Origin of the sequence: Weissella cibaria KACC 11862, from assembly GCF_000193635.1 — a bacterium.
Classification (GTDB): Bacteria; Bacillota; Bacilli; order Lactobacillales; family Lactobacillaceae; genus Weissella; species Weissella cibaria.
In genome coordinates this window covers 1-19,576 of record NZ_AEKT01000012.1, presented here as the reverse complement: position 1 = coordinate 19,576, position 19,576 = coordinate 1, and the positions used below count along the sequence as shown (strand labels likewise).

At 45.6% G+C, this 19,576-nt stretch carries 21 protein-coding genes; 3 read left to right on the top strand and 18 right to left on the bottom strand.

Annotated features, from left to right (window positions below; translation table 11 throughout):
- Together ESE_RS0101875 and ESE_RS0101870 are read left to right on the top strand one after the other, a co-directional pair.
- The gene (locus ESE_RS0101875) at positions 1-1,413 is read left to right on the top strand and encodes an ABC transporter ATP-binding protein (RefSeq protein WP_010370333.1); all 1,413 of its coding nucleotides are present in this window, start codon (positions 1-3) and stop codon (positions 1,411-1,413) included.
- Positions 1,406-2,074 carry an energy-coupling factor transporter transmembrane component T family protein gene (locus ESE_RS0101870; RefSeq protein ID WP_010370329.1) on the top strand — a complete coding sequence of 223 codons (669 nt, stop codon included), beginning with the start codon at positions 1,406-1,408 and terminating at the stop codon, positions 2,072-2,074. Before ESE_RS0101875 ends, ESE_RS0101870 begins: the two co-directional genes overlap by 8 nt.
- Before the next feature lie 216 nt (positions 2,075-2,290).
- On the opposite strand, the gene ESE_RS0101865 is transcribed toward ESE_RS0101870, so the two are convergent.
- The 15 genes from ESE_RS0101865 to ESE_RS0101795 all read right to left on the bottom strand — a co-directional run bounded on the left by ESE_RS0101865 (position 2,291) and on the right by ESE_RS0101795 (position 17,468).
- A complete protein-coding gene (locus tag ESE_RS0101865) occupies positions 2,291-3,046 on the bottom strand; it encodes a hypothetical protein (RefSeq protein WP_010370327.1) in 756 nt (251 codons plus the stop codon).
- Positions 3,047-3,155: 109 nt separating this feature from the next.
- A complete protein-coding gene (locus ESE_RS11810; RefSeq protein WP_050790579.1) occupies positions 3,156-4,148 on the bottom strand; it encodes a DNA-processing protein DprA in 993 nt (330 codons plus the stop codon).
- Positions 4,149-4,223: 75 nt separating this feature from the next.
- Positions 4,224-6,122, bottom strand: a complete 1,899-nt coding sequence (locus ESE_RS0101855; protein WP_010370323.1) for a hypothetical protein — start codon at positions 6,120-6,122, stop codon at positions 4,224-4,226.
- A 372-nt stretch (positions 6,123-6,494) separates the two neighbouring features.
- A complete protein-coding gene (locus ESE_RS0101850) occupies positions 6,495-7,199 on the bottom strand; it encodes a hypothetical protein (RefSeq protein ID WP_010370321.1) in 705 nt (234 codons plus the stop codon).
- Positions 7,200-7,201: 2 nt separating this feature from the next.
- Entirely contained in the window at positions 7,202-7,921 is a 720-nt protein-coding gene (gene aroD, locus ESE_RS0101845) for a type I 3-dehydroquinate dehydratase (RefSeq protein ID WP_010370319.1), read from the bottom strand.
- 3 nt (positions 7,922-7,924) lie between these two features.
- Positions 7,925-8,428: a shikimate kinase gene (locus tag ESE_RS0101840; protein WP_010370317.1), complete on the bottom strand. Its 504-nt coding sequence runs from the start codon at positions 8,426-8,428 to the stop codon at positions 7,925-7,927.
- The gene (gene aroA / locus ESE_RS0101835; RefSeq protein WP_010370316.1) at positions 8,425-9,723 is read right to left on the bottom strand and encodes a 3-phosphoshikimate 1-carboxyvinyltransferase; all 1,299 of its coding nucleotides are present in this window, start codon (positions 9,721-9,723) and stop codon (positions 8,425-8,427) included. The genes ESE_RS0101840 and aroA overlap by 4 nt, the downstream gene beginning before the upstream one ends.
- A gap of 38 nt (positions 9,724-9,761) precedes the next feature.
- Positions 9,762-10,940 (bottom strand): chorismate synthase, encoded by a 1,179-nt coding sequence (gene aroC, locus ESE_RS0101830; RefSeq protein WP_010370313.1) that lies wholly within the window; start codon positions 10,938-10,940, stop codon positions 9,762-9,764.
- A gap of 5 nt (positions 10,941-10,945) precedes the next feature.
- A complete protein-coding gene (gene aroB, locus ESE_RS0101825; RefSeq protein ID WP_010370311.1) occupies positions 10,946-12,007 on the bottom strand; it encodes a 3-dehydroquinate synthase in 1,062 nt (353 codons plus the stop codon).
- On the bottom strand, positions 12,004-12,996 hold the full coding sequence (aroF, locus tag ESE_RS0101820) for a 3-deoxy-7-phosphoheptulonate synthase (protein ID WP_010370309.1): 993 nt from the start codon (positions 12,994-12,996) through the stop codon (positions 12,004-12,006). The genes aroB and aroF overlap by 4 nt, the downstream gene beginning before the upstream one ends.
- Positions 12,997-13,010: 14 nt before the next feature.
- Positions 13,011-13,817 carry a shikimate dehydrogenase gene (gene aroE, locus ESE_RS0101815; protein ID WP_010370307.1) on the bottom strand — a complete coding sequence of 269 codons (807 nt, stop codon included), beginning with the start codon at positions 13,815-13,817 and terminating at the stop codon, positions 13,011-13,013.
- Between the two features lie 120 nt (positions 13,818-13,937).
- Positions 13,938-14,618, bottom strand: coding sequence for a VIT1/CCC1 transporter family protein (locus tag ESE_RS0101810; RefSeq protein ID WP_010370305.1), 681 nt, complete (start codon positions 14,616-14,618; stop codon positions 13,938-13,940).
- Between the two features lie 12 nt (positions 14,619-14,630).
- Entirely contained in the window at positions 14,631-15,311 is a 681-nt protein-coding gene (locus ESE_RS0101805; RefSeq protein ID WP_010370303.1) for a VIT1/CCC1 transporter family protein, read from the bottom strand.
- Between the two features lie 214 nt (positions 15,312-15,525).
- The gene (locus ESE_RS0101800; RefSeq protein WP_010370301.1) at positions 15,526-16,146 is read right to left on the bottom strand and encodes an ECF transporter S component; all 621 of its coding nucleotides are present in this window, start codon (positions 16,144-16,146) and stop codon (positions 15,526-15,528) included.
- Positions 16,147-16,283: 137 nt separating this feature from the next.
- Positions 16,284-17,468 carry an aminotransferase class I/II-fold pyridoxal phosphate-dependent enzyme gene (locus ESE_RS0101795; RefSeq protein ID WP_010370299.1) on the bottom strand — a complete coding sequence of 395 codons (1,185 nt, stop codon included), beginning with the start codon at positions 17,466-17,468 and terminating at the stop codon, positions 16,284-16,286.
- Positions 17,469-17,592: 124 nt separating this feature from the next.
- Here ESE_RS0101795 and ESE_RS0101790 point away from each other — a divergent pair, with 124 nt between their 5' ends.
- Complete coding sequence (locus ESE_RS0101790) at positions 17,593-18,321, top strand: M15 family metallopeptidase (protein ID WP_010370297.1); 729 nt, start codon at positions 17,593-17,595, stop codon at positions 18,319-18,321.
- A gap of 119 nt (positions 18,322-18,440) precedes the next feature.
- Here ESE_RS0101790 and ESE_RS0101785 read toward each other — a convergent pair whose 3' ends face one another.
- The 3 genes from ESE_RS0101785 to ESE_RS12210 form a co-directional block, all read right to left on the bottom strand.
- Positions 18,441-18,818 (bottom strand): hypothetical protein, encoded by a 378-nt coding sequence (locus tag ESE_RS0101785; RefSeq protein WP_010370296.1) that lies wholly within the window; start codon positions 18,816-18,818, stop codon positions 18,441-18,443.
- Positions 18,819-19,171: 353 nt separating this feature from the next.
- A complete protein-coding gene (locus tag ESE_RS12215; protein WP_010370294.1) occupies positions 19,172-19,324 on the bottom strand; it encodes a hypothetical protein in 153 nt (50 codons plus the stop codon).
- 5 nt (positions 19,325-19,329) lie between these two features.
- Positions 19,330-19,576 (bottom strand): hypothetical protein (locus ESE_RS12210; protein ID WP_010370292.1); only part of this gene is annotated, 247 nt, incomplete at its 5' end.

Genomic DNA, 19,576 nt, shown 5'->3' with positions numbered 1-19,576 from the left:
ATGACAACATTAGCAGTTAAAAACTTTAGCTTTGCCTACGATACGGGCCAACGAAATATTTTAAACAATATTTCGTTTTCACCCGTTGCCGGCAGTTTTAATTTATTAATTGGCCCCTCTGGTTCTGGTAAGTCAACGTTGTTAAAAGCGATGGCGGGCCTGATGCCTAAATTTGGTGGTATTGTCACCGGTGGCCAAATTTTGTTAGACGGACAAGACATTCAACCCGTGGCACCTTTTGAACGTGCCAAACGAGTGGCCATGCTATTTCAAAATCCGGATCGCCAATTCGCGATGCGGACCGCTCCTGAACAAATTGCTTTTGCACTTGAAAACATCCAATTACCAGCTGAACAAATTCAAGACCGGGTGGCCGATGTGATGACCCGCTTAAATTTGACAGCCTTTGCTGAGCAAGATTTGATGACCCTATCCGGTGGCGAAAAGCAGCGCGTTGCCTTAGCCACCATTTTGGCCATGGATAGTGACATCATTCTACTCGATGAGCCGTTTGCAAATGTTGACCCACAAGCTCGGCAGACGTTACTCCATGACTTACAAGCGCTCCAGCAAACGCAAGGTAAGACAATTGTGATTTCAGACCACGATTTATCGGGTTACGCCGAGCTTGTTGATAATCTCTACGTCTTGGAGGCCACAACCGGCACACTGCAGTCGGCGTCATTAACACGCCTCACAAACTTGGCGCCAGTTGTCCCTTTCACTGGGCACCCTAACCCGGCTGGTGACTTGGGTTGGCGCCAATTACACGTCAGCGTTGGTGAACGAACATTGCTAACAGGCACGACATTCACCGTACCCAGTCAGCAAATCGGCTTGATTTCCGGGTCGAACGGCATTGGTAAGTCCACCCTATTTAAGGCACTGACCAAACAAATTGCAGCGACCGGCACAATTACCTGGGCCGAGCAAGATGCGCGCAAAATCAAAGCAAAAGCCTGGGCAAAACGGGTCGCTTTGATTTTCCAAACAGCCACGGACCAATTTGTAACCATGACCGTCGCGGAAGAGTTGGCTTTGTCACAACGTCAAACTGCCTACCCTGATTTTTGGACGGCTGAACGCGTGGCTGATGCGGTTGCCCAACTCAATCTAACCGGTGTGATGGATCACATTGTCTATCAACTATCAGGGGGCCAGCAGAAAAAACTACAAACCTTGGTCATGCTAATCATGGGACAACCAGTGCTCCTCCTCGATGAACCCTTAGCCGGTCTCGATCAGGATTCTGTCCAGGCAGTCATGACCCTGTTACAATCGACCGTGCACGCGACCCAGCAAGCCATTTTAATGATTTCACACCAACGACAAGGTTTGGCAGACTTCATTGACTATGAACTGGTATTTGCTGAACAGCAACTTCGTTTAGTTGGAGGTGCAACGCATGCCTAAATTGAATCCAACGGTTTTACTCGTCATTATGATTGGGATTGGCTTCCAAACAGCCTTCGTTAAATCAATCACGATGAATCTTATCGTAGCGGGTGTGACGTTACTTTATTTGCTATTAGCTGGTGTTAAATGGCGGTATCTCGGGGTGATGTTCGCAATTTCACTCCCCCTTGCCTTTGCGACGTGGGTGTCATTTATCGCCTTTGGGACAGGGAACACCACCCATTTGGCCTGGGTCTATGCAACTCGCTTGTATGCCTACCTCTTTTTAGGCGGGGCATTAACACTAACCGTCGCGGTGAAGGATTTATTGTTTAGTCTCCACCGACACGCCCATTTATCGAGTACTTTTACGTACGGCTTATTGGCGGCCTTTAATTTGTTACCGCGTGTGCGCCGACAGGTTAAAACCATTCAGTACGCAGCCAGCTTACGCGGTGTCACGTATCATCTCTGGAGTCCGCACTTGTATTTCAAAGCCGTGCTGAGTGCCCTACAATGGTCGGACGACCTAGCCTTAGCAATGACGTCACACGGCTTTTCCGAGGGTTTTCCGCGGACGGATACCATTAATGATCCCCTGCCAAAATGGCAATGGCTAGTTGCAGTCTTGTTAATTGCAGCTTATGCCGTTGGTGCATGGGTGATTCAACCACGTTAAAACCAGTTTGAAAAACAAAAATCCCGGAACAGCCTAATTAATGGTCTGTTCCGGGATTTTTAAATTGTTGGCATTGAATTTTGTATTCAAACCAATGCTAATGTATTTCCAAACTTTGAATTGTCAAGAACTCACCAACTATAGATTGCAATTGCTAATCCTGCAGCGATTTTCTTTAATTTAATCATAGGTTCAATTCGTTAATCGGTGATTAAATTATCCAATATTTCCCCACTTATCGCTGTTATTACCGTTGTCAGTAGCGCCTGCATCAAATCCACCGTTTTCACCAGGTTGAACCTTGTTGTTACCACCGTTACCAGGGTTTGCTGGTTGGGTATTGCGCAAGAAGAACGTGCCATTATTACCGAAGTAGTAATTCTTGCCACCGATATTGCGCCAACCTTGGACAGCACGGCCTTGGTTATCTGTGTAGTATGTCATACCCCAAGCGTGGCGCCAACCATTGTCTTGACGAATACCATTTTGGAACCAGTAGAAAGTGCCCATGTAGAACTTAAATCCAGTGAACATCTTTCCATTTTGAACCCAGCGCCAACCAACACCAGGCACGTTTACGTAAGCATCCTTCACAACGCCACGCACGAAGAATGTGCCATTGTTACCGAAGTCGTAGACAGTTGAACCCACCTTGTAAGTCCCTTGTAAGGCACGACCAGTGTTATCTGTGAAATACGTCATGCCCCAAGCTGTACGCCAACCTTGGTTTTGACGAACACCGTTGATAAACCAATAGTACGTACCCATGTAGAAACGGAAGCCAGTGTATAGCTTGCCGTGATCGTACCAACGGTAACCGCCGTTGTACTTTGAACCATCCTTGATGTAACCGGTCGTTTGAGACGTAATGCGTGCAGCACTTGCTGTTTGCGTAGTTACTACGGTGCTAACGCCAGCCAATGTAGCAACCACTGCTACACCCGCAACAATCTTCTTCATATTAAAACTCATATTTAACTCCTTAACCAACATATAGTTCTAACTAAAAATTAGTGTATCATAATTCTGTTTAGTTTGAACGAAACAGGTTATTTTTACCACTACCCAAACACACAATCCATTAAAAAAGATTGGCTTGCGTCTGTTCAGGTTGGTGGACCTTCACTGGAGGCTGTTCAACCTTTCGATTTAGTTCAACCCGCTTCTGGTGTTGCTCTATCATCATCGTAATGAATTGTTTAACGGATCCGCGAGTGTACAGGGGGAACGCTTGATTAGCCTGAATAGCTGCATCCGTTCCTTGCGCTTGTTTCGTGTTAGCGATATAGTCATCACCTTCATAACGTCGATAATCTGGTACTGCTAAAGGTCGGCCCTGTCTGCCAGAATGACCCATTGCAATCTGGGTACCACCCTTTACACCGGTCTCAAGAGCCAAAACACCATCAGACATACCAGATTGCCACTCATCTCGAGCCGCTAAATATTGTGGCATTAGTTTTGTACCAGCTGGGTACTCAGATACTAACGCACCACCTTCAGTAAGAATCTTTTCAGCTAATTCTCTGTTTTTAGCTGGGTAAACTGGTTCGTCCAATCCAGCTGCTAAAATAGCCACCGTTTTTCCACTATTTTCCAATGTCGAAACGTGTGCATTGGTATCAGTACCGAGCGCTAACCCACTTACCACGACAAACCCATCATCGACAAGCGAACCGATATACTTCTCGGTCAATGCCAAACCATTATCAGTGGGGTCACGTGTGCCAATAACTGCGATTGATTTTTCTGCATTCAAAAGTAGCAAATTACCCTTGACGTATAAAACAGCTGGAAACTTCTTTGTTTCCACCTGCTTTAAGTTTTGTGGATAATCAGGCATTAAAAAATCAATAATTTCAATATCCAGCTGTCGATGTTTTTGAATCATGTCAGTCGCAGATTCTAACGTCTGACGCCAAACAACGGCATCTAAATTCCCACTGTCAATCATCGATTGCACTTTTTTAATTTGCAACGTTTTCACAAAATTAAAGTCCGACTTGATATCATCGGGTGCAAATGATTCCAATGCGTTGATGATTGTCTTTGACCCAACCCCTTTAATTTTCATTAGGGCTAAAATTAATTTAGTAGATTCCACCATCCTGCAGTATATACCTACAACTTTCTTGAGAATATTTGTTGTTTAAAATTCTGGCTCCATTATGTCAAAATCTGGGTCGAATTCATAAACATCCAATTTGTCCATTTTTACATTTTCTGACTCTGCCTGATGTGCCTGACGCAACTGGTTAACTAATCCGCGAATTTTTTCTTCCGAGTCCAAAACGTGATCGTCATCTAAACCAAATGTATTATTAAACGCAACTTTATTATATACAGTCACAAGATATGGTTCTACCCCAGCTGCACGGTATGCCAAAATATCACTTTCTTGATTACCAAATCCGATAATACGTCCTTGTTTTCCATCACGTATTTTTTCGACCATTTTATTGAGAGTGGTAATATCTGGCTTCTTAGCTCCGGTCATTACCCATTCGGAGTCTTGATAAAATAATATATTCTTGTTGTTGCCTTCTTTAGTTTCATATTGACCAACATTAAATAAATTCTTATACACCAATTGAGACTTAATAGAAACTTTAGTATTATTCCAATCACGGTTAGTCACGACGGACGTCTGAATAAACTCTTTAAGCTTTAGTAACTCGAGATTAACATGATCAAAATCCACTCCCGTATTAAATGGCAACTCAATTTTTGTTTTAAGAATTTTTTTGTCTCTGCCCCCATAATAAAAAACAAATTTTCCGAAATTTTTATAATACCTATCTGTGTCTATGATGGTATTATCTAAATCAAAAATGGCTCCCAATATTGGGCCGTCGGAAACTGGAGCTTCGATCCTACCTTCCAAAACAGCTGCGTGCTGTTCCCACGTTTCGTTTGTTTGTCCTTTTATTGTTTTTCCATAAGCCAAATTCGTATACTGCCAATCTGGTAATTCTTGATTCAACATTTGATTTACAGCTACAAATGAACTTCCGCTTGTGACAAAATCATCAAAAATAACGATATCCGTTTCTGTGGAAATACCCTCTAGAATCTTTTTGTTAATTGACATCGTGCCCATATTATTTCTTATAGAGTTAGCGTCTTTATACTGCTGAACCTTTTGAACTGGACTGTCCTCTTCCAGATGTTTTAGTCCATGGGACGATGGTTTCTGAAGCGTACGAACAATCAGTTGCGATCCATCTATAATCTCATTTGGGAAATCATGAGCTAGTTCCATAATTATATCTTGAATAACAGATGTCTTTCCCACGGTTGAAGAAGGAATCGTTGCAACAACCTTTCTTTTTCCTGTTAACAAAGCTTTTTTGATATTTGTCAACACTTCATCACGAATGGCATTTCGTTCGTAAGATGTATAACTATCGCACCACTCATTTTTTAAATAGTTACGTTGGTTACCTACCTTCTTCGCTAACCCACTATCATTCCGCATTTTTCGCCACATTGAGTAATATGGCTTGATAAAGAAAATCGGCTGGACTTCATAAACAGTCGGATTTTCCCAGTCATCTGCTACTTCCGCAACAAACTTCGCCTCTTGTGACAGCAAGTGAACATTTTCGTGATTCAACGTTGGCAAATCTCGTGGGTCTACTAGATCATAATTGTACACTTGATACATCCAATCGTAATAATGAATAATTGAAATGTCTGTTCCTTCATGTTCGCTCTCGTTATAAGCATCCGCCCAATCTTGAACCGAGCCATTGTGTTGTGAATTAATCGTCCGTGCCCAATCAATTGCAACAGGTACTTTCTGCCCGCGACCAAATGTAACAGGTAATGACGCTTCATCAGTCAATGAATACCCTTTGTGAATTAACTGTAAGGCTTCCTCTAAAGCATCCCAATTTTTGAAATCTTCAATGACTGGCATATCTACTTCAGTATTTTTTAGCGACTCTTTGCCATTTGTCATACTTTCAATTTCTGCGAGCCATTGTTGAAGTGCACCCAATCTGTCAGTTTTCAATTTCTTTCTATCAACCACTACTCTATTCATCTTCTACTCCTCTTTCTCTCTACTTTAGAATCCGAATATTTTCAATTTATAAATAAATAATCCATAAATACATACAAATAATTATAACTAATCGTATAAAAATGTGCGGATGTCGCTTAACCCTACGAGCATACAAAAGCGTTCCGTTTTTCATATCTGAATTGTTTCGTCCATCCAAATTAATGGATTTAACTAAAGTAAATATCCGTTTCTTACACTACAAAACAATGAGCAGCATATTATATCTCGGGTAAAGAAAATTTGATGCAGTCCAGGTTGGCGTAGGCAGTAATGAAAGTGTATCGATAATAAAAAACCGGCATCCACTTTTAAGTAGATGCCGGTTATAAATGTATTTATTTAAATGCACAGTTAATTTTCGAAATCAGCAATTAGCACGCGGTTACTTGCTGCATCATCATTTGGTTTAGCCGCGCCAAATGCGGCTTGCATTGTTCGCAGGTTGGCCGTTTCCACTCCGAAATAATCGCGAATCAAATCTTGCATGAACGTCATTAACGCTGTACCATCCAGCTCCGTTTCACTATGGAGCACCTTTGCCTCATTCCGGTAGACACCAGCATTGCGCAACGCATCAACCTTCACTTCTAACGCAGGCAACCCGGCAACCAAGTGATAGAGGGTATGGTTTTCATAGGTCCACTTGGTCAAATGCACCACATGACGTAAATCCTGCAATCCAAATGGCAGCACCAAATCAGCAGCGACACCGGCTAGCACAACCGGCTCACCTGTTAATTTTTGAATGGCCGCCCGCAACTCGGTGGTTGGTAACGTAAAGTGACCATTGTAATCTAACGCAGCTTGTCCCAGTAACAGTTCCGAACGCGTCATAAATCCAATGCGATCAAACTGAGCATCACCCGCCATTGCCGTGGCTAATGCCTGTTTAAACATTTCCGGTGCGCGCCAATCAAAGCGCAAAAATGCCCGGTCCAAGCGAATGTCATCCCCAACCGCATGAAATGGAATTGGGGTATAACCCATCGTCCCAGGTACACTATCCACCAGTTGTTGCCTCGCTTCTTCAAAGTATTGACTATGATAAATGGCCATTTTTAATCCTCCAGCAATGTCAATAATGTCGCTAAATCCAGTTGACCCGGTGCAGAAGCTGCCCCGAGTGTTGCAAATGTTAATTGTGAGCCATTACGACCACCAATTGTGCGGGTGCGTTGCCCGAGTTCACCCATTGCCATCGTAATCAATGGTTTGCCTTCCGTGGCAAACTGTTGGGTTGTCGCAAGTAGGCGATCAACATCGGCATCAGTTTGCGGCATCGTCGCGACTTTAATCACGTCCGCTGCGGTCATAAGTGCCTGTCCAAACACCTGGTCTAAATTTATCGGTGTATCAGCAAAAAAATGTTGCGAGTTGATAATTGGTACCTGGGCAGTGTGGGCATCGGCTACCAAATCGGCTACCTGGGTAAATAATTGATGCTCGATATCAATTGCCGCGACACCGGTTTTAATCGCTAACCGGTAGACTAATTCATACAAGGCAATGTCGAATGGGCGTTGGCCACCCTCGGCCGCAGTACGCCACGTGAAAATAACGGGTTTGTCCGCATTAAATAAAATTGTTTGTACGTCAGCGGCTCGCAAGTTTACTAAATCCGTTAAGTAATCTACGCGCCACTCAATCACGTCAGCTCGTGACTCGTTGATTTGTTCAACTTGTCCAAGCACCGCCGAAATAGTTGTTCCGGTAACCGGCACCGCAATTAATGGGCGATTTTGTCCAGCCGTAGCCGTACCCAATGTTAATGTCGTCATATGTTAACCCTCAAATGCAACCTGAAGCAGACGGGCAATGTCACGCGGCGTTTTCCCATCGGTTTGCACAGTAGTTGTTGCGGCTGCATCATACTTTGGCAACCGACTACGCCATAATGCGGCCACCTCTAGCAACGTCTTTGTACGCAAAATAGGCCGGGTATCATCATCTGCCAGGCGTTCTAATGTCTGACCAAACGAACCTGATAAATAGTAAACCGGCACGCCAGCTTCGGACAGTAGCTGAATATTGCCAGGTGTTTCGACAATCCCGCCACCGGTCGCAATCACACCACCCTTGTGAATGACATCTTGCAAGACGGTGTATTCTAATTCACGAAAACTTGCTTCGCCAGCCGTCGCAAAAATTTCACCAGGCGTCTGACCCGTTCGGCGAATAATTTCTTTGTCGGTATCAATTAAAGGCAACCCTAGCAATTCAGCCAGCTCACGGCCAACTGTGGTCTTACCGGCCCCCATAAACCCAATTAAAACTGCTGTTTTCATTCTGCCACAACTCTTTCTAGGTCTGCAAAAAAGCTTGGATACGAGACACTCACTGCCTCTGCCTTCGCTAAAGTGACTTCGCCATCAGTGATCAAGGCTGCAATTGCCAACATCATCCCAATTCGGTGATCGCCACATGAATCAACCGTAGTTGGCTCAGCAACGCGCAATGGCGTCCCACCATGTACCACAAAGCCATCTTCACGAGCTTCAATGTTCGCCCCTAATTTATTTAATTGCGTGGTCACCGTTGCAATCCGATCCGTTTCTTTCACGTGCAACTCTTGGGCGCCGGTTATCACCGTGTCACCCAACGCTTGTGTTGCCGCTAAGACTAATAGTGGAATTTCATCGACCGCGGTTGGCACGTCATCCCCGTTAATATGGATACCCTGAAGCCCCTGAGTGGTGACTGTTAAGTCAGCATATGGTTCACCACCATCAGCTACCACATTAGCCATCGTAATCACTGCCCCCATGCGTTGCAATAATCGCAAAATGCCAGTGCGGGTGTCGTTGATACCAACTTTGGTTAAAGTCAATTGGCTATTTGGCACAATTAAACCAGCAATCAACCAAAAGGCGGCTGATGAAATATCACCAGGCACCTGAATCGTGGTTGCATGAAGCTTTGTCGTGGGATTCACAATAATATCTTGCCCATCGCGAGTAATTGTCACGCCAAATTGCTGCAACATACGCTCGGTATGGTCGCGGGTCGCCAATGGTTCTGTAATCACCGTCTGCCCTTCAGCTTGCAGGCCCGCCAAAATCAAAGCACTCTTTACCTGTGCCGAGGCAACCGGTAACCGATAGTGAATCCCGTGTAAGCCTTGGGTCGGCACTTTTGTTGCCGGCAAGCGCTGGTTTGTGGCCACATAACGGGCGCCCATCTTCCCTAATGGATCAATAACGCGACCCAGCGGACGAGTACTTAGACTGGCATCCCCACTATACGTAATTGGAAATGGTTGGTTGGCCAACAAGCCCATGAGCAACCGCGTCGAAGTCCCCGAATTACCCATATTCAACGCATGACTGGGCTCCTCTAAAGCTGTCAGCGGGCGTCCATGAACAATGACGTCTTGATCATGCCACTCCGCTTCGACCCCCATATCAGCCATCGCCCCCAAAGTACTGCGCACATCATCTGAATCTAAAATCCCTTTAATATATGTATCACCGTCAGCAATGCTTCCCAGCATGACCGCACGGTGTGAAATACTTTTATCACCAGGCACTTCGAGACGACCACGTACGCCTTGGACTGCAGTTTGCAATTTTCGGTCTGTCATTTTTCGTCTCGCTTTCTGTCTTTTGTGTGTTTGTTAACTTAAAAACGCTTAATTTCTTCACGATAAGCAGCTAGTTGTTCCTGCAAGCGATCCATATTATCGGCATCAAACTTATCCAAAACAGCCTTTGCAAGCTCAATCGCCACCATTGCCTCAGCAATGACGGCTGCCGCGGTTACGGCAGTCGTATCCGAACGTTCAATTGACGCCCGGTGATCCTCATGGGTATCAATATCAACACTTTGCATCGCGCGGTACAAGGTTGGAATTGGCTTCACAACCCCCTTCACCACAATCATCTCACCAGTGGTCATACCACCTTCGAAACCACCCAAATTGTTTGAGCCGCGGTAAAAGCCACGATCAGCATCCCAGTAAATTTCGTCCATGACTTCGCTACCGTACTTTTCGGCATTTTCAAAGCCACCACCAAATTCAACTCCCTTGAATGCGTTAATGCCAACTATTGCACGGGCAATCTTAGCATCAAGTTTCTCGTCAGCTGACACATATGAGCCAAGTCCAACTGGAACACCTGTCGCCATCACTTGCACGGTCCCACCAACCGTATTCGCGTCACGCTTCGTTTGATCAATCACTTCGCGAATCTTTGCATCCGTTTCAGCGTCTAAAGTGCGGGTTGGGAAACTTTCGGTTACTTCGCGTAACTCTTGCAGCGTACGATAGTTCGTTAACACACTCGTATCTGCCCGGGCTGGTCCAACGTTCAAGACAAAGCCGTGCACATCAACGCCAATTTCAGCCAATAACTTCTTGGCAACAGCCCCCACCGCAACACGCATGACCGTTTCACGCGCTGATGAGCGTTCCAAAACATTCCGCAAATCAGCTTGGTGACGGTATTTCATACCACCAACCAAATCAGCGTGCCCGGGACGTGGTCGCATCACCTTGCGCATTGTGTTTTCAGCATCAGCTGGCACGTTGGGGTCCATAATTTTGGTCCAGTGGTTGTGGTCATCATTATGGACGTTCAATGCAATTGGTGAGCCTAACGTCACCTGATGACGAACACCCGCCATAATCGTCACTTTATCCGTCTCAATCACTTGACGTTGACCACGACCATAGGCGTGCTGACGACGGGCCAATTGTTCATCAATATCGGCTTGTGTCAACGTTAAACCAGCTGGAATCCCTTCAATAATGGCGACTTCTTCTGGCCCATGACTCTCACCTGCTGTCATATACCGCATAATTGCTACCTGCTTTCTACAAAGGCTGGCATATCAGCTAGGTCCTTCAGAACAATAGTCGGTTGACCAGGAACTGAAATGGCAACTAGCTGAAGCGTACCGGCCGCGTTTTTCTTATCATTTTTTAAGTGGTCATAAAAAGCCACTTGCCCTATCAAAGGTGATGTTACTGGTAAACCAACAGCTACCAAACGGTCGCGTAGCAACGCTGTTATGCCTGATTCAGTGATGCCAGCTTTTTCAAACCGTTCTGAAATGGCAACCATGCCAATGGCAACCGCTTCACCGTGGCGCAACTCGCCATGCGCCATCAACTCAATCGCATGTCCCAACGTATGACCGAAGTTCAAATACTTCCGGACGCCACCTTCTTTTTCGTCAGCCACCACAATGTCGCGTTTATACAACACCGACCTCGTGATTAACGTCTCGGCCCGTTCACGAATCGCGGCCACCGTTTTAATATCACCGGTCAGACGCCAAAAATCGCCACCTGCTAAGACGCTTGTTTTAACAACTTCAGCGTATCCCTCAACTAAGTCACGATCAGACAACGTTTGCAAAAAATCCGGGTCAATCAACACCATATCCGGCTGATAGAACGACCCCATGATATTTTTAACTGTTGCCATATTAACGGCCGTTTTACCACCAACACTTGCATCAACTTGTGCGGTCAATGATGTCGCAATTTGGGCGAAGGCAATCCCACGCATGTACAATGATGCGATAACCCCGGTTAAGTCACCCACCACACCACCACCAAGGGCAACAATGGCATCCTGCCGGGTAAAGCCATACGCTGCCATTTCACCAACGATTTGTTCAACCATCTGCAATGACTTCGATGTCTCACCCGCAGGTACGGTTGTCGTGTGGACCGTAAAACCATGTTGTGCCAGACTAGCACTGACATCAGCTAAATACAAGGGACCCACGTTCTGGTCTGTCACAATCATCACCTGACGCGGTTGCCAAATTGTGGCAAGTCGTTCACCCACTTGATGACGAACGCCACTAGCAATGACCACATCATAGGCTTTCGAGGCCAGTTTTACATGAATCATCCGAACTTAACCACCTCTCGAATGGCAACCGCCTTTTTTGCTAGCTCCGCAAACTGCGTTGGTGTCAACGCCTGGGCCCCATCAACAAATGCGGCCGCCGGATTGTCGTGGATTTCAACCATCAACCCTTGCGCACCTGCGGCCACTGCGGCTAAACCAACAGCCGCCACGTGTTGCGCAACACCAGCCGCGTGGGATGGATCCGCCACCACGGGGTAGTGCGTCAATTCTTGCAACACCGGAATCGCACTCACATCCATCGTATTACGCGTATATTTGTTATCGAAAGTTCGGATACCACGCTCGATTAAGATAATCTGATCATTACCACCAGCCGCAATATATTCCGCAGCACTCAACAATTCATCAATGGTTGCACTCATGCCACGCTTCAAAGCAACTGGTTTGTTCTGAGCCCCTAGCGCCTTCAATAAACTAAAATTCTGCATATTACGGGTACCAACCTGGAAAATATCCGTATATTGGCCCACGATTTCAACATCTCGTGTATCCATAATTTCCGTAATCATATCCATGCCGAGGGCATCCGCGGCCGCACGATGCATACGCAACCCTGCTTCTCCCAGCCCCTGGAAACTATAGGGACTCGTTCGTGGCTTGTATGAACCACCACGGAGTAATGTTGCGCCAGCTGCTTTTACCGCTTCACCCATACGTTGAATATGTTCAGCCGACTCAATTGAATCTGGACCGGCCATAAAGACGAAATTATCACCACCAATTTGCGAATGCGCTGTGGTAATGATGGTATCGGCTGGGTGGAACAAACGGGAACTCTTCAAGGCGGCCGGATGTTTCGTAATCGTCTCAACAACTGCCGTTTCATCAACAAATGGCACTTCCGCCAATGTCTTTACAGTCGCAAATCCCACACGGTTTTCATTCAAAAAAACATGTTCAAATCCCGCTGCCGTGGCTGACGCTAACGTTTTTTGGGCCGTCGCCACATCTTTCATGACAAGAATCATCTTTGCTTGCCTCTCTAATCTTCTTTATTAATCGCACGTTTCATCGCTTGCACATTCGGAAGTTCGCCCCGCCATTGCTCAAAGCTCAATGCACCTTGACCGACTAGCATAGCTAAGCCATCATCAGCTTGGCGATTTGCGGCCCGAGCTGCTGCCACAAACGGCGTTGGTTCAGGCTTATAAATAATATCAACCACTTGTACATCGGGCTGCGTGTCATAAAACTGCTCGGTCGATAACACTGACCGATTGTCACGCATCCCCACATTCGTCGCATTCACAATTAAATCAGCATAAGGTAGATAAACATCAATTTCATCTAAATCATGTAATTCAACTTGCGCTAAATCTTGAACCTTAGCGGCTTTTTCCGCAAAATGTTCGCCCATACGATTGAACACATGTAAGGTCACTGATTTAGGTGCCGTCGCCATAATGGCGCGTGCCGCACCCCCGGTCCCAATTAAAATGACCGAGTCGACCGGATTGCGTAGTGTCCGCCAAAAGCCCATCCCATCAGTTGAATCACCAATCGTGCGACCATCTTTGACCGTGATGGTATTAACTGACTCTAAGCGGGTTGCTAATGGTGTCGCTTCATCAAGATACATCATGATTTGTTGCTTAAAGGGCATAGTTACATTGAAGCCCTTCACCCCTGAGGCAACCAAACTCTTAAATGTCGCTGCCAAAGCCATTGGCGCCACTTCAAACGCTTGGTAATTGGCATCGATATTTGCAGCTTGAAAAGCGGCATTTTGCATTGCCGGCGACTTTGAATGGCGCGCCGGATACCCCAGTAGTCCGTATTGATCTGTCACTGTCTTGGCCTCCGACCTTTTGTACTAGCTTACCAAATTTCAGTAGTCTTTAATACCGTATCCGCCTATATAAAAAAGCTGAGATAAACTCAGCTTTTGCTTTAATCTATTCTACTCGTCTTAGAAGAACAAACCAATACCATAGTGGATGGCAATGGTTAGCAGGCCAATCACGACATTACGCTTGATGGCTTTTTTGGCGAACCCATGGCCAATCTTCGCACTTAGAAAACCCGTTAAAGCAACTGCCACAACGGTTGCGGCAATCGTTGCTTCAAATTGCCACTGAACTGGTGAAAAATACAGTGCCAACAGCGGGAACGCCCCACCGATGGCCGCGCAAATCAACGATGAAATAGCGGCCGACCACGGTCCAACATAGTGCCCTAATTGGACATCATACTTCGTTGCTAAGATCGTCCTGAGTGGCGCCTTTTCCATCAACTCCGCCACAATTTTATCCGCTGTTGCTTCAGTGACACCACGGTCCAGGTAGAATTCGCGAATATCTGCCGCGACACCAGCTGGATTAACACGTAGTCGTTGGGTCTCCCGGTCAACAACAACCTTTTCCGCATCTGCCTGCGAGCTAACCGAAGCGTACTCACCTGACGCCATTGATAGCGCGCAGGCAAACAAATCTGCCAAGCCAGCAATTAAAATTGTGAATTGATGGTTAGTGGCAGCCCCAACTGAGAAGAGTACGCCAACCACCGTTAGAATCCCATCATTTGACCCTAATACGCCGGCACGTATGGCATTCAGTCGTTCTTCCATCGTTTGATGTTCTTTTGCTTGCATACCTTAGCCCCCCTAACGACCAATTAATGACCCAATCAAGTAGGTCACAATCATTGTAAAGATACCAGCAACCACATTACGGACGGTTGCCCGGCGTTCATTCGCACCAGACAAGTGCGCGGCCGCGTAACCTGTGAACGCCAACGCAATTAAAACGGCCCCCGCCGTTGCTGGTACGCGGACGTGTGGTGGCAACAACGTAATCGCCAACATTGGCAAGACTGAGCCCAATGGAAAGGCGATCATTGAGGCCACCGCTGCCCCAATCGCCGACACTTCATGATGAAGCGTAAAGCCATAGCGTTCGCGAACCGTTGTTCCTAAGGCATCTTTCGCCATCATTTCGCGGGTTGCCTGGGCGGCCAAATCAGTTGAAATGCCTTGATTCATATACTTTTGTTGCACAAACGCAAACTCGGTCGCGTAATCCGTCTTTAAAGCTTGGGTTTGCGTCTCTTCGGCTTTCACTTGGGCATCATTTTGTGAGTGGACAGACACGTATTCCCCCATCGCCATCGACACCGTGCCTGCGAGTGCCCCCGCAAAACCAGCGATAAAAATGGCAAACGAATTCGTGGTCGCCCCAGCCACTCCGATTACAATCCCTGAAACAGACAAAATACCATCATTCGCTCCCATGACGGCCGCACGAATTAAATTGTTTCGTTGGGCCAATGTTTGTTTATCTGTCATTTACTCTTCCCCTTGTTCAGAATGTCACTTATAAGTTTACACCAACGCGAAGAATTTGTTTATATGACTTAAAGTAAGGGAAAGAGAGTGGGTCAGTTCGCGTTACATTAAGGGGTCAGCCTTTCGGCACAAGTTTAAAAGCCGCCAATCCTCCGATTTTAAATCGGGAGATTGGCGGCTTTTAAAGGATGAAACAGCTAGTCAATATTTAACGTTACTGTTGGGTACGCCGATTAAACGCAGTTAGCACCGGGATCCCAATCAACGGTACTAAGATAGCACCGACAATCATTTCAAAAATGCCATTAAAGCCAGCGATTGAAATAATTAACCAGTTTGCCAAGCCTGAGTCAGGAATACCAGTAAATGACGTATTCATCACTTTGAACCCAATCCAGGTCAGACTCAAAACTAACGCGGTATTAATGAAAGCCGATAGCGCACCTAGGCCAACCAACCAGGCTGATTGTTGCGCAATTGGACGTTCCTTCACAAAACGCCAGTAAAGATAACCAATAATGAACCCAACTAGCATGCGAGGCGCAATGGCGGTAATTGGATTACGGAAGATTAGCGCCCCGATACTAGGCACCGATGTCCAGGCATGCCACAACGAATAAGCGCCCCAAATAAAACCAAGTAGCGCCCCGGTCTTAGGCCCCAAGACCATTGCCCCAATGGCCACCGTAAAGGTAATAATCGTCACCGCTGCCCCGATTGCAAAGGCCCCTAATGGGAGCGTACCTAGCCAAGGCACAATTGATTGCAACAAAATAATGGCAATAAACAACGCCGTCAATACCAAATGACGGCTCGAAGTTTGACGTGTCTTCATGAATTTGTCCTCTATAAAATATGAAAGTAACAGAGTAATTGCTTACTACAAATTATAAGTGTTCGTTTACGTAATGTCATTAACCACTCACTTTTAAAAAGCAGAACACGACGAATCGCGTTCTGCTTAAATGGTTATTATTCACCACGACGTTCGGCAAAATATGCCGTCATACGCTTCATGGCTTCTGCCAAATCCTCATCTGAGGCTGCGTACGAAATTCGCACATACTCTGGCGTGTATTCTGAGAAAGCATCCCCTGGAATAATCGCAACCTTCGCCTTTTCAGCCAAATCGACCGCAAAGTCAAAGCCGCTCAACCCCATATCCGCTGGAATTTTAGCGAAAATATAGAATGCCCCTTCCGGATTCACCACTTCAAAACCTAGTGCTTGTAGTTGTGGCGTCAACCAATCACGACGACGCTTGTAAACATCCCGCATTTCATCAGCCACTTCAGCCGCATCGGTCACCGCCACTAGGGCACCATCTTGGAGCACCTTTGGCAATGAGAATGTCAATGCACCGTGCACCTTTTGGGCTTCATCGATAAAGGCCTTTTCACCCAAGATGAAGCCAATGCGATACCCTGTCATGGCGTGTGACTTAGAGAGCCCTGTAATCAACACTGTTTGATCAGGAATCAAGCTGGCTAATGAGACGTGCGCTTGATCGTACGTCAATTGTGAGTAAATTTCATCCGAAATCACCCACAGGCGGTGCTTCTTAAAGACCGCTGCCAAGGCCCGCAATTCATCCTCTGAATACGTTACGCCAGTTGGATTTGACGGATAGTTAAACAGGATTGCCTTAACCGGCACCTTAGCTTTTTCCATCGCTTCGTCAACCTGATCCGGTGTCAACTTGAAATCAGTTGGTCGCGTATTGATTGATACCTTCTTACCATGTGCCAAATCGAGCGAGGCAAAATATGGTGGGTACGCAGGTTCTGGTACGATAACCCCTTCGTTATCGTTTAATAGTGTTAAGAAAACCACATTAATTGCTTCTGACACACCAATTGTTACAATGATATTGTCTTCACCGCTATAGTTCAAATCGTACTTCTTGTTGAAGTACGCAACAGCGGCGTTTCGCAAATCACGTTCACCCTGTGAGTCGGCGTAATGTGAGTTATCTTCTTGAACTGACTGAATGATGCGGGCCTTGATGGCGTCATCAACATTAAAGCCAGGCTCTCCAAACGTTAATCGTACCAAATCTGGAATATCGCGGACAGCAAGTTGGAAATCCAACAAGCCATCTGGTGCCAAATTAGTTACAATTGGATTAAGCGGTTGGATGAAATCTTTTTTAATCATACTAATTATTCTCACATTCTTCCCAAAGTAACTTATATTATAGCAGTAATTGGGTGGAATGCCAGTTGCGATTTTTGAATAAAATGTGAACATAACATGCCCTATCAATACGGAGGAAATACACATGCTAGAATTTACCGGTATTGCAATCGAAACCCCACTGCAAACATGGCGCTGGGATGACATTCAGGCGACCCCGATTAAAGCGGTTGCTGAACCGCTTGTCTCGCTCAGTTATTTGCCAGAAAAGATGGTTATCAGTCCCCAATATTTCATTCAGCAGTTGCCTGGTGCGAAAGCAGACTTATTCGCCCGTGAAACGGTGCAACGCAAGCTCAACGAAGCGGCCGATTTGCTCCCCTATGGTTATAAATTTGTCATTTTCGATGCCTGGCGCGACATGGCCACCCAACAAGCCCTCTTTGATCAAATGCGAGCGTTTGTAAAACGTGATCATCCTGATTTTGATGACCAACAGGTGACTCAAGCCGCCTTGCGGATTGTCGCATTACCATCAACTAACCCGGCCAAACCGTCCCCACATAATACTGGTGGATCAATTGATTTATCAATTGTTGACGAGAAAGGCCGGTTCTTGCCAATGGGCAGTCCGTTTGACGACATCAGCGAACGAGCCCGGACGGATTATTATGAAAAAGCACCTGACAGCGACGACACCATCACGTACCGCGAAAATCGGCGCCTACTCTATCACGTGATGACACAAGCCGGGTTCACGAATTATATCGAAGAGTGGTGGCATTTTGACTACGGCAACCAAAACTGGGCCACAGTATCAAAGCGTGACTTTGCCGTTTACGGGGCAACTAAGCCTGATTTCCCTTGGATTTAACCTTCATTTTTATTACAATGTTCGTGCACTAGCACGACACTCACAATAATTTATTAGTCTAAAAAACGGCCCCAACACGCAGTCATCACTGCATGTTGGGGCCGTTTTTCACCTCATATTTACTTCACAACAGCTGCAATGTCAGCTAACCAGGCTGACATCGTCTCAAAGACGCCGTTGTCACTTTCTGTAATACCCGTAGGCAAAACTGTTCCCATATAGTGTTGTGCCAACAATTGTGATAACACCAATCCACCGATAACATCTAGAATGTATGTGTCATTTAGTGTGCGGAACGTCAATACATTGTCCGTATTAAACGCAATGTGGAAACGCTCAACCGCAAAGGTAATTGTCTTGGCAATGTCACCGATACCAGCGACTGTTGAACTAGCCGTATCGAATGCATTAAGTTCTGCTTGCAATACATCCTGCCAGTTGGCCAATGGCACTTGACGGGGTTGTTCGCGTTGCAAATCTGTTAGTGATAATGACATGATTGTCACCGCCTCATTTTTGTAATGATTTCATTATAGCGAATCACTAACTATTCGTCACTTTTGTGCATTCACATAATCAACAAAGTCTTGGAAGACGCGCAAATGTGTCTTATCACGTTCGAACATCATTTCGGGATGGTATGCAAAAAACCTTTACATCACTGGCTTCACGTCGTTATTGGTGCGAATATTCATCCCAAATTAGATTGATATACGCTTTTAAATTCATGTATTCGACCTAGTTATCAGCTCGTATTACGGGCCAGTGACTAACGAGTGACCAAAAAAGCCCGCCTAGATTAAGCGCAATGCACCTAGTCCAGACGGGCTTTTTAATTTAATATCTTCTTCTAAATTGTATTCAACTTTGCAGGATCATATGTCTTATTGATTAGCTTTAGAAAAGACGTTTGCTTGAATTGTTCAATTTCATTATCGTTTCGCATCTTTTCGATTTCATTTTGTGATCGCTCATAAACTAAATCTAGCACTTCTTGTAACATAGTGATTACCTCCTGTGTTGATTATCAGCAGCCTGTTGCAACTTTTCAAGTTTATTTTCCAATTCTTTCTTTTCTTTGTCAACTGATTCGTACTCTTGCTTATTCTTCCACTTTTCGTATAACGTAGTTAATTCCTTATAGGGCGCTTCATCACTTCTGACACTATTAAATAAATCGGCGTTCTCATCAACAACTCGAATAAGTACCTTATGTAGACCAGGGTAAACCATATCTTCCACAACCAAGCCATAA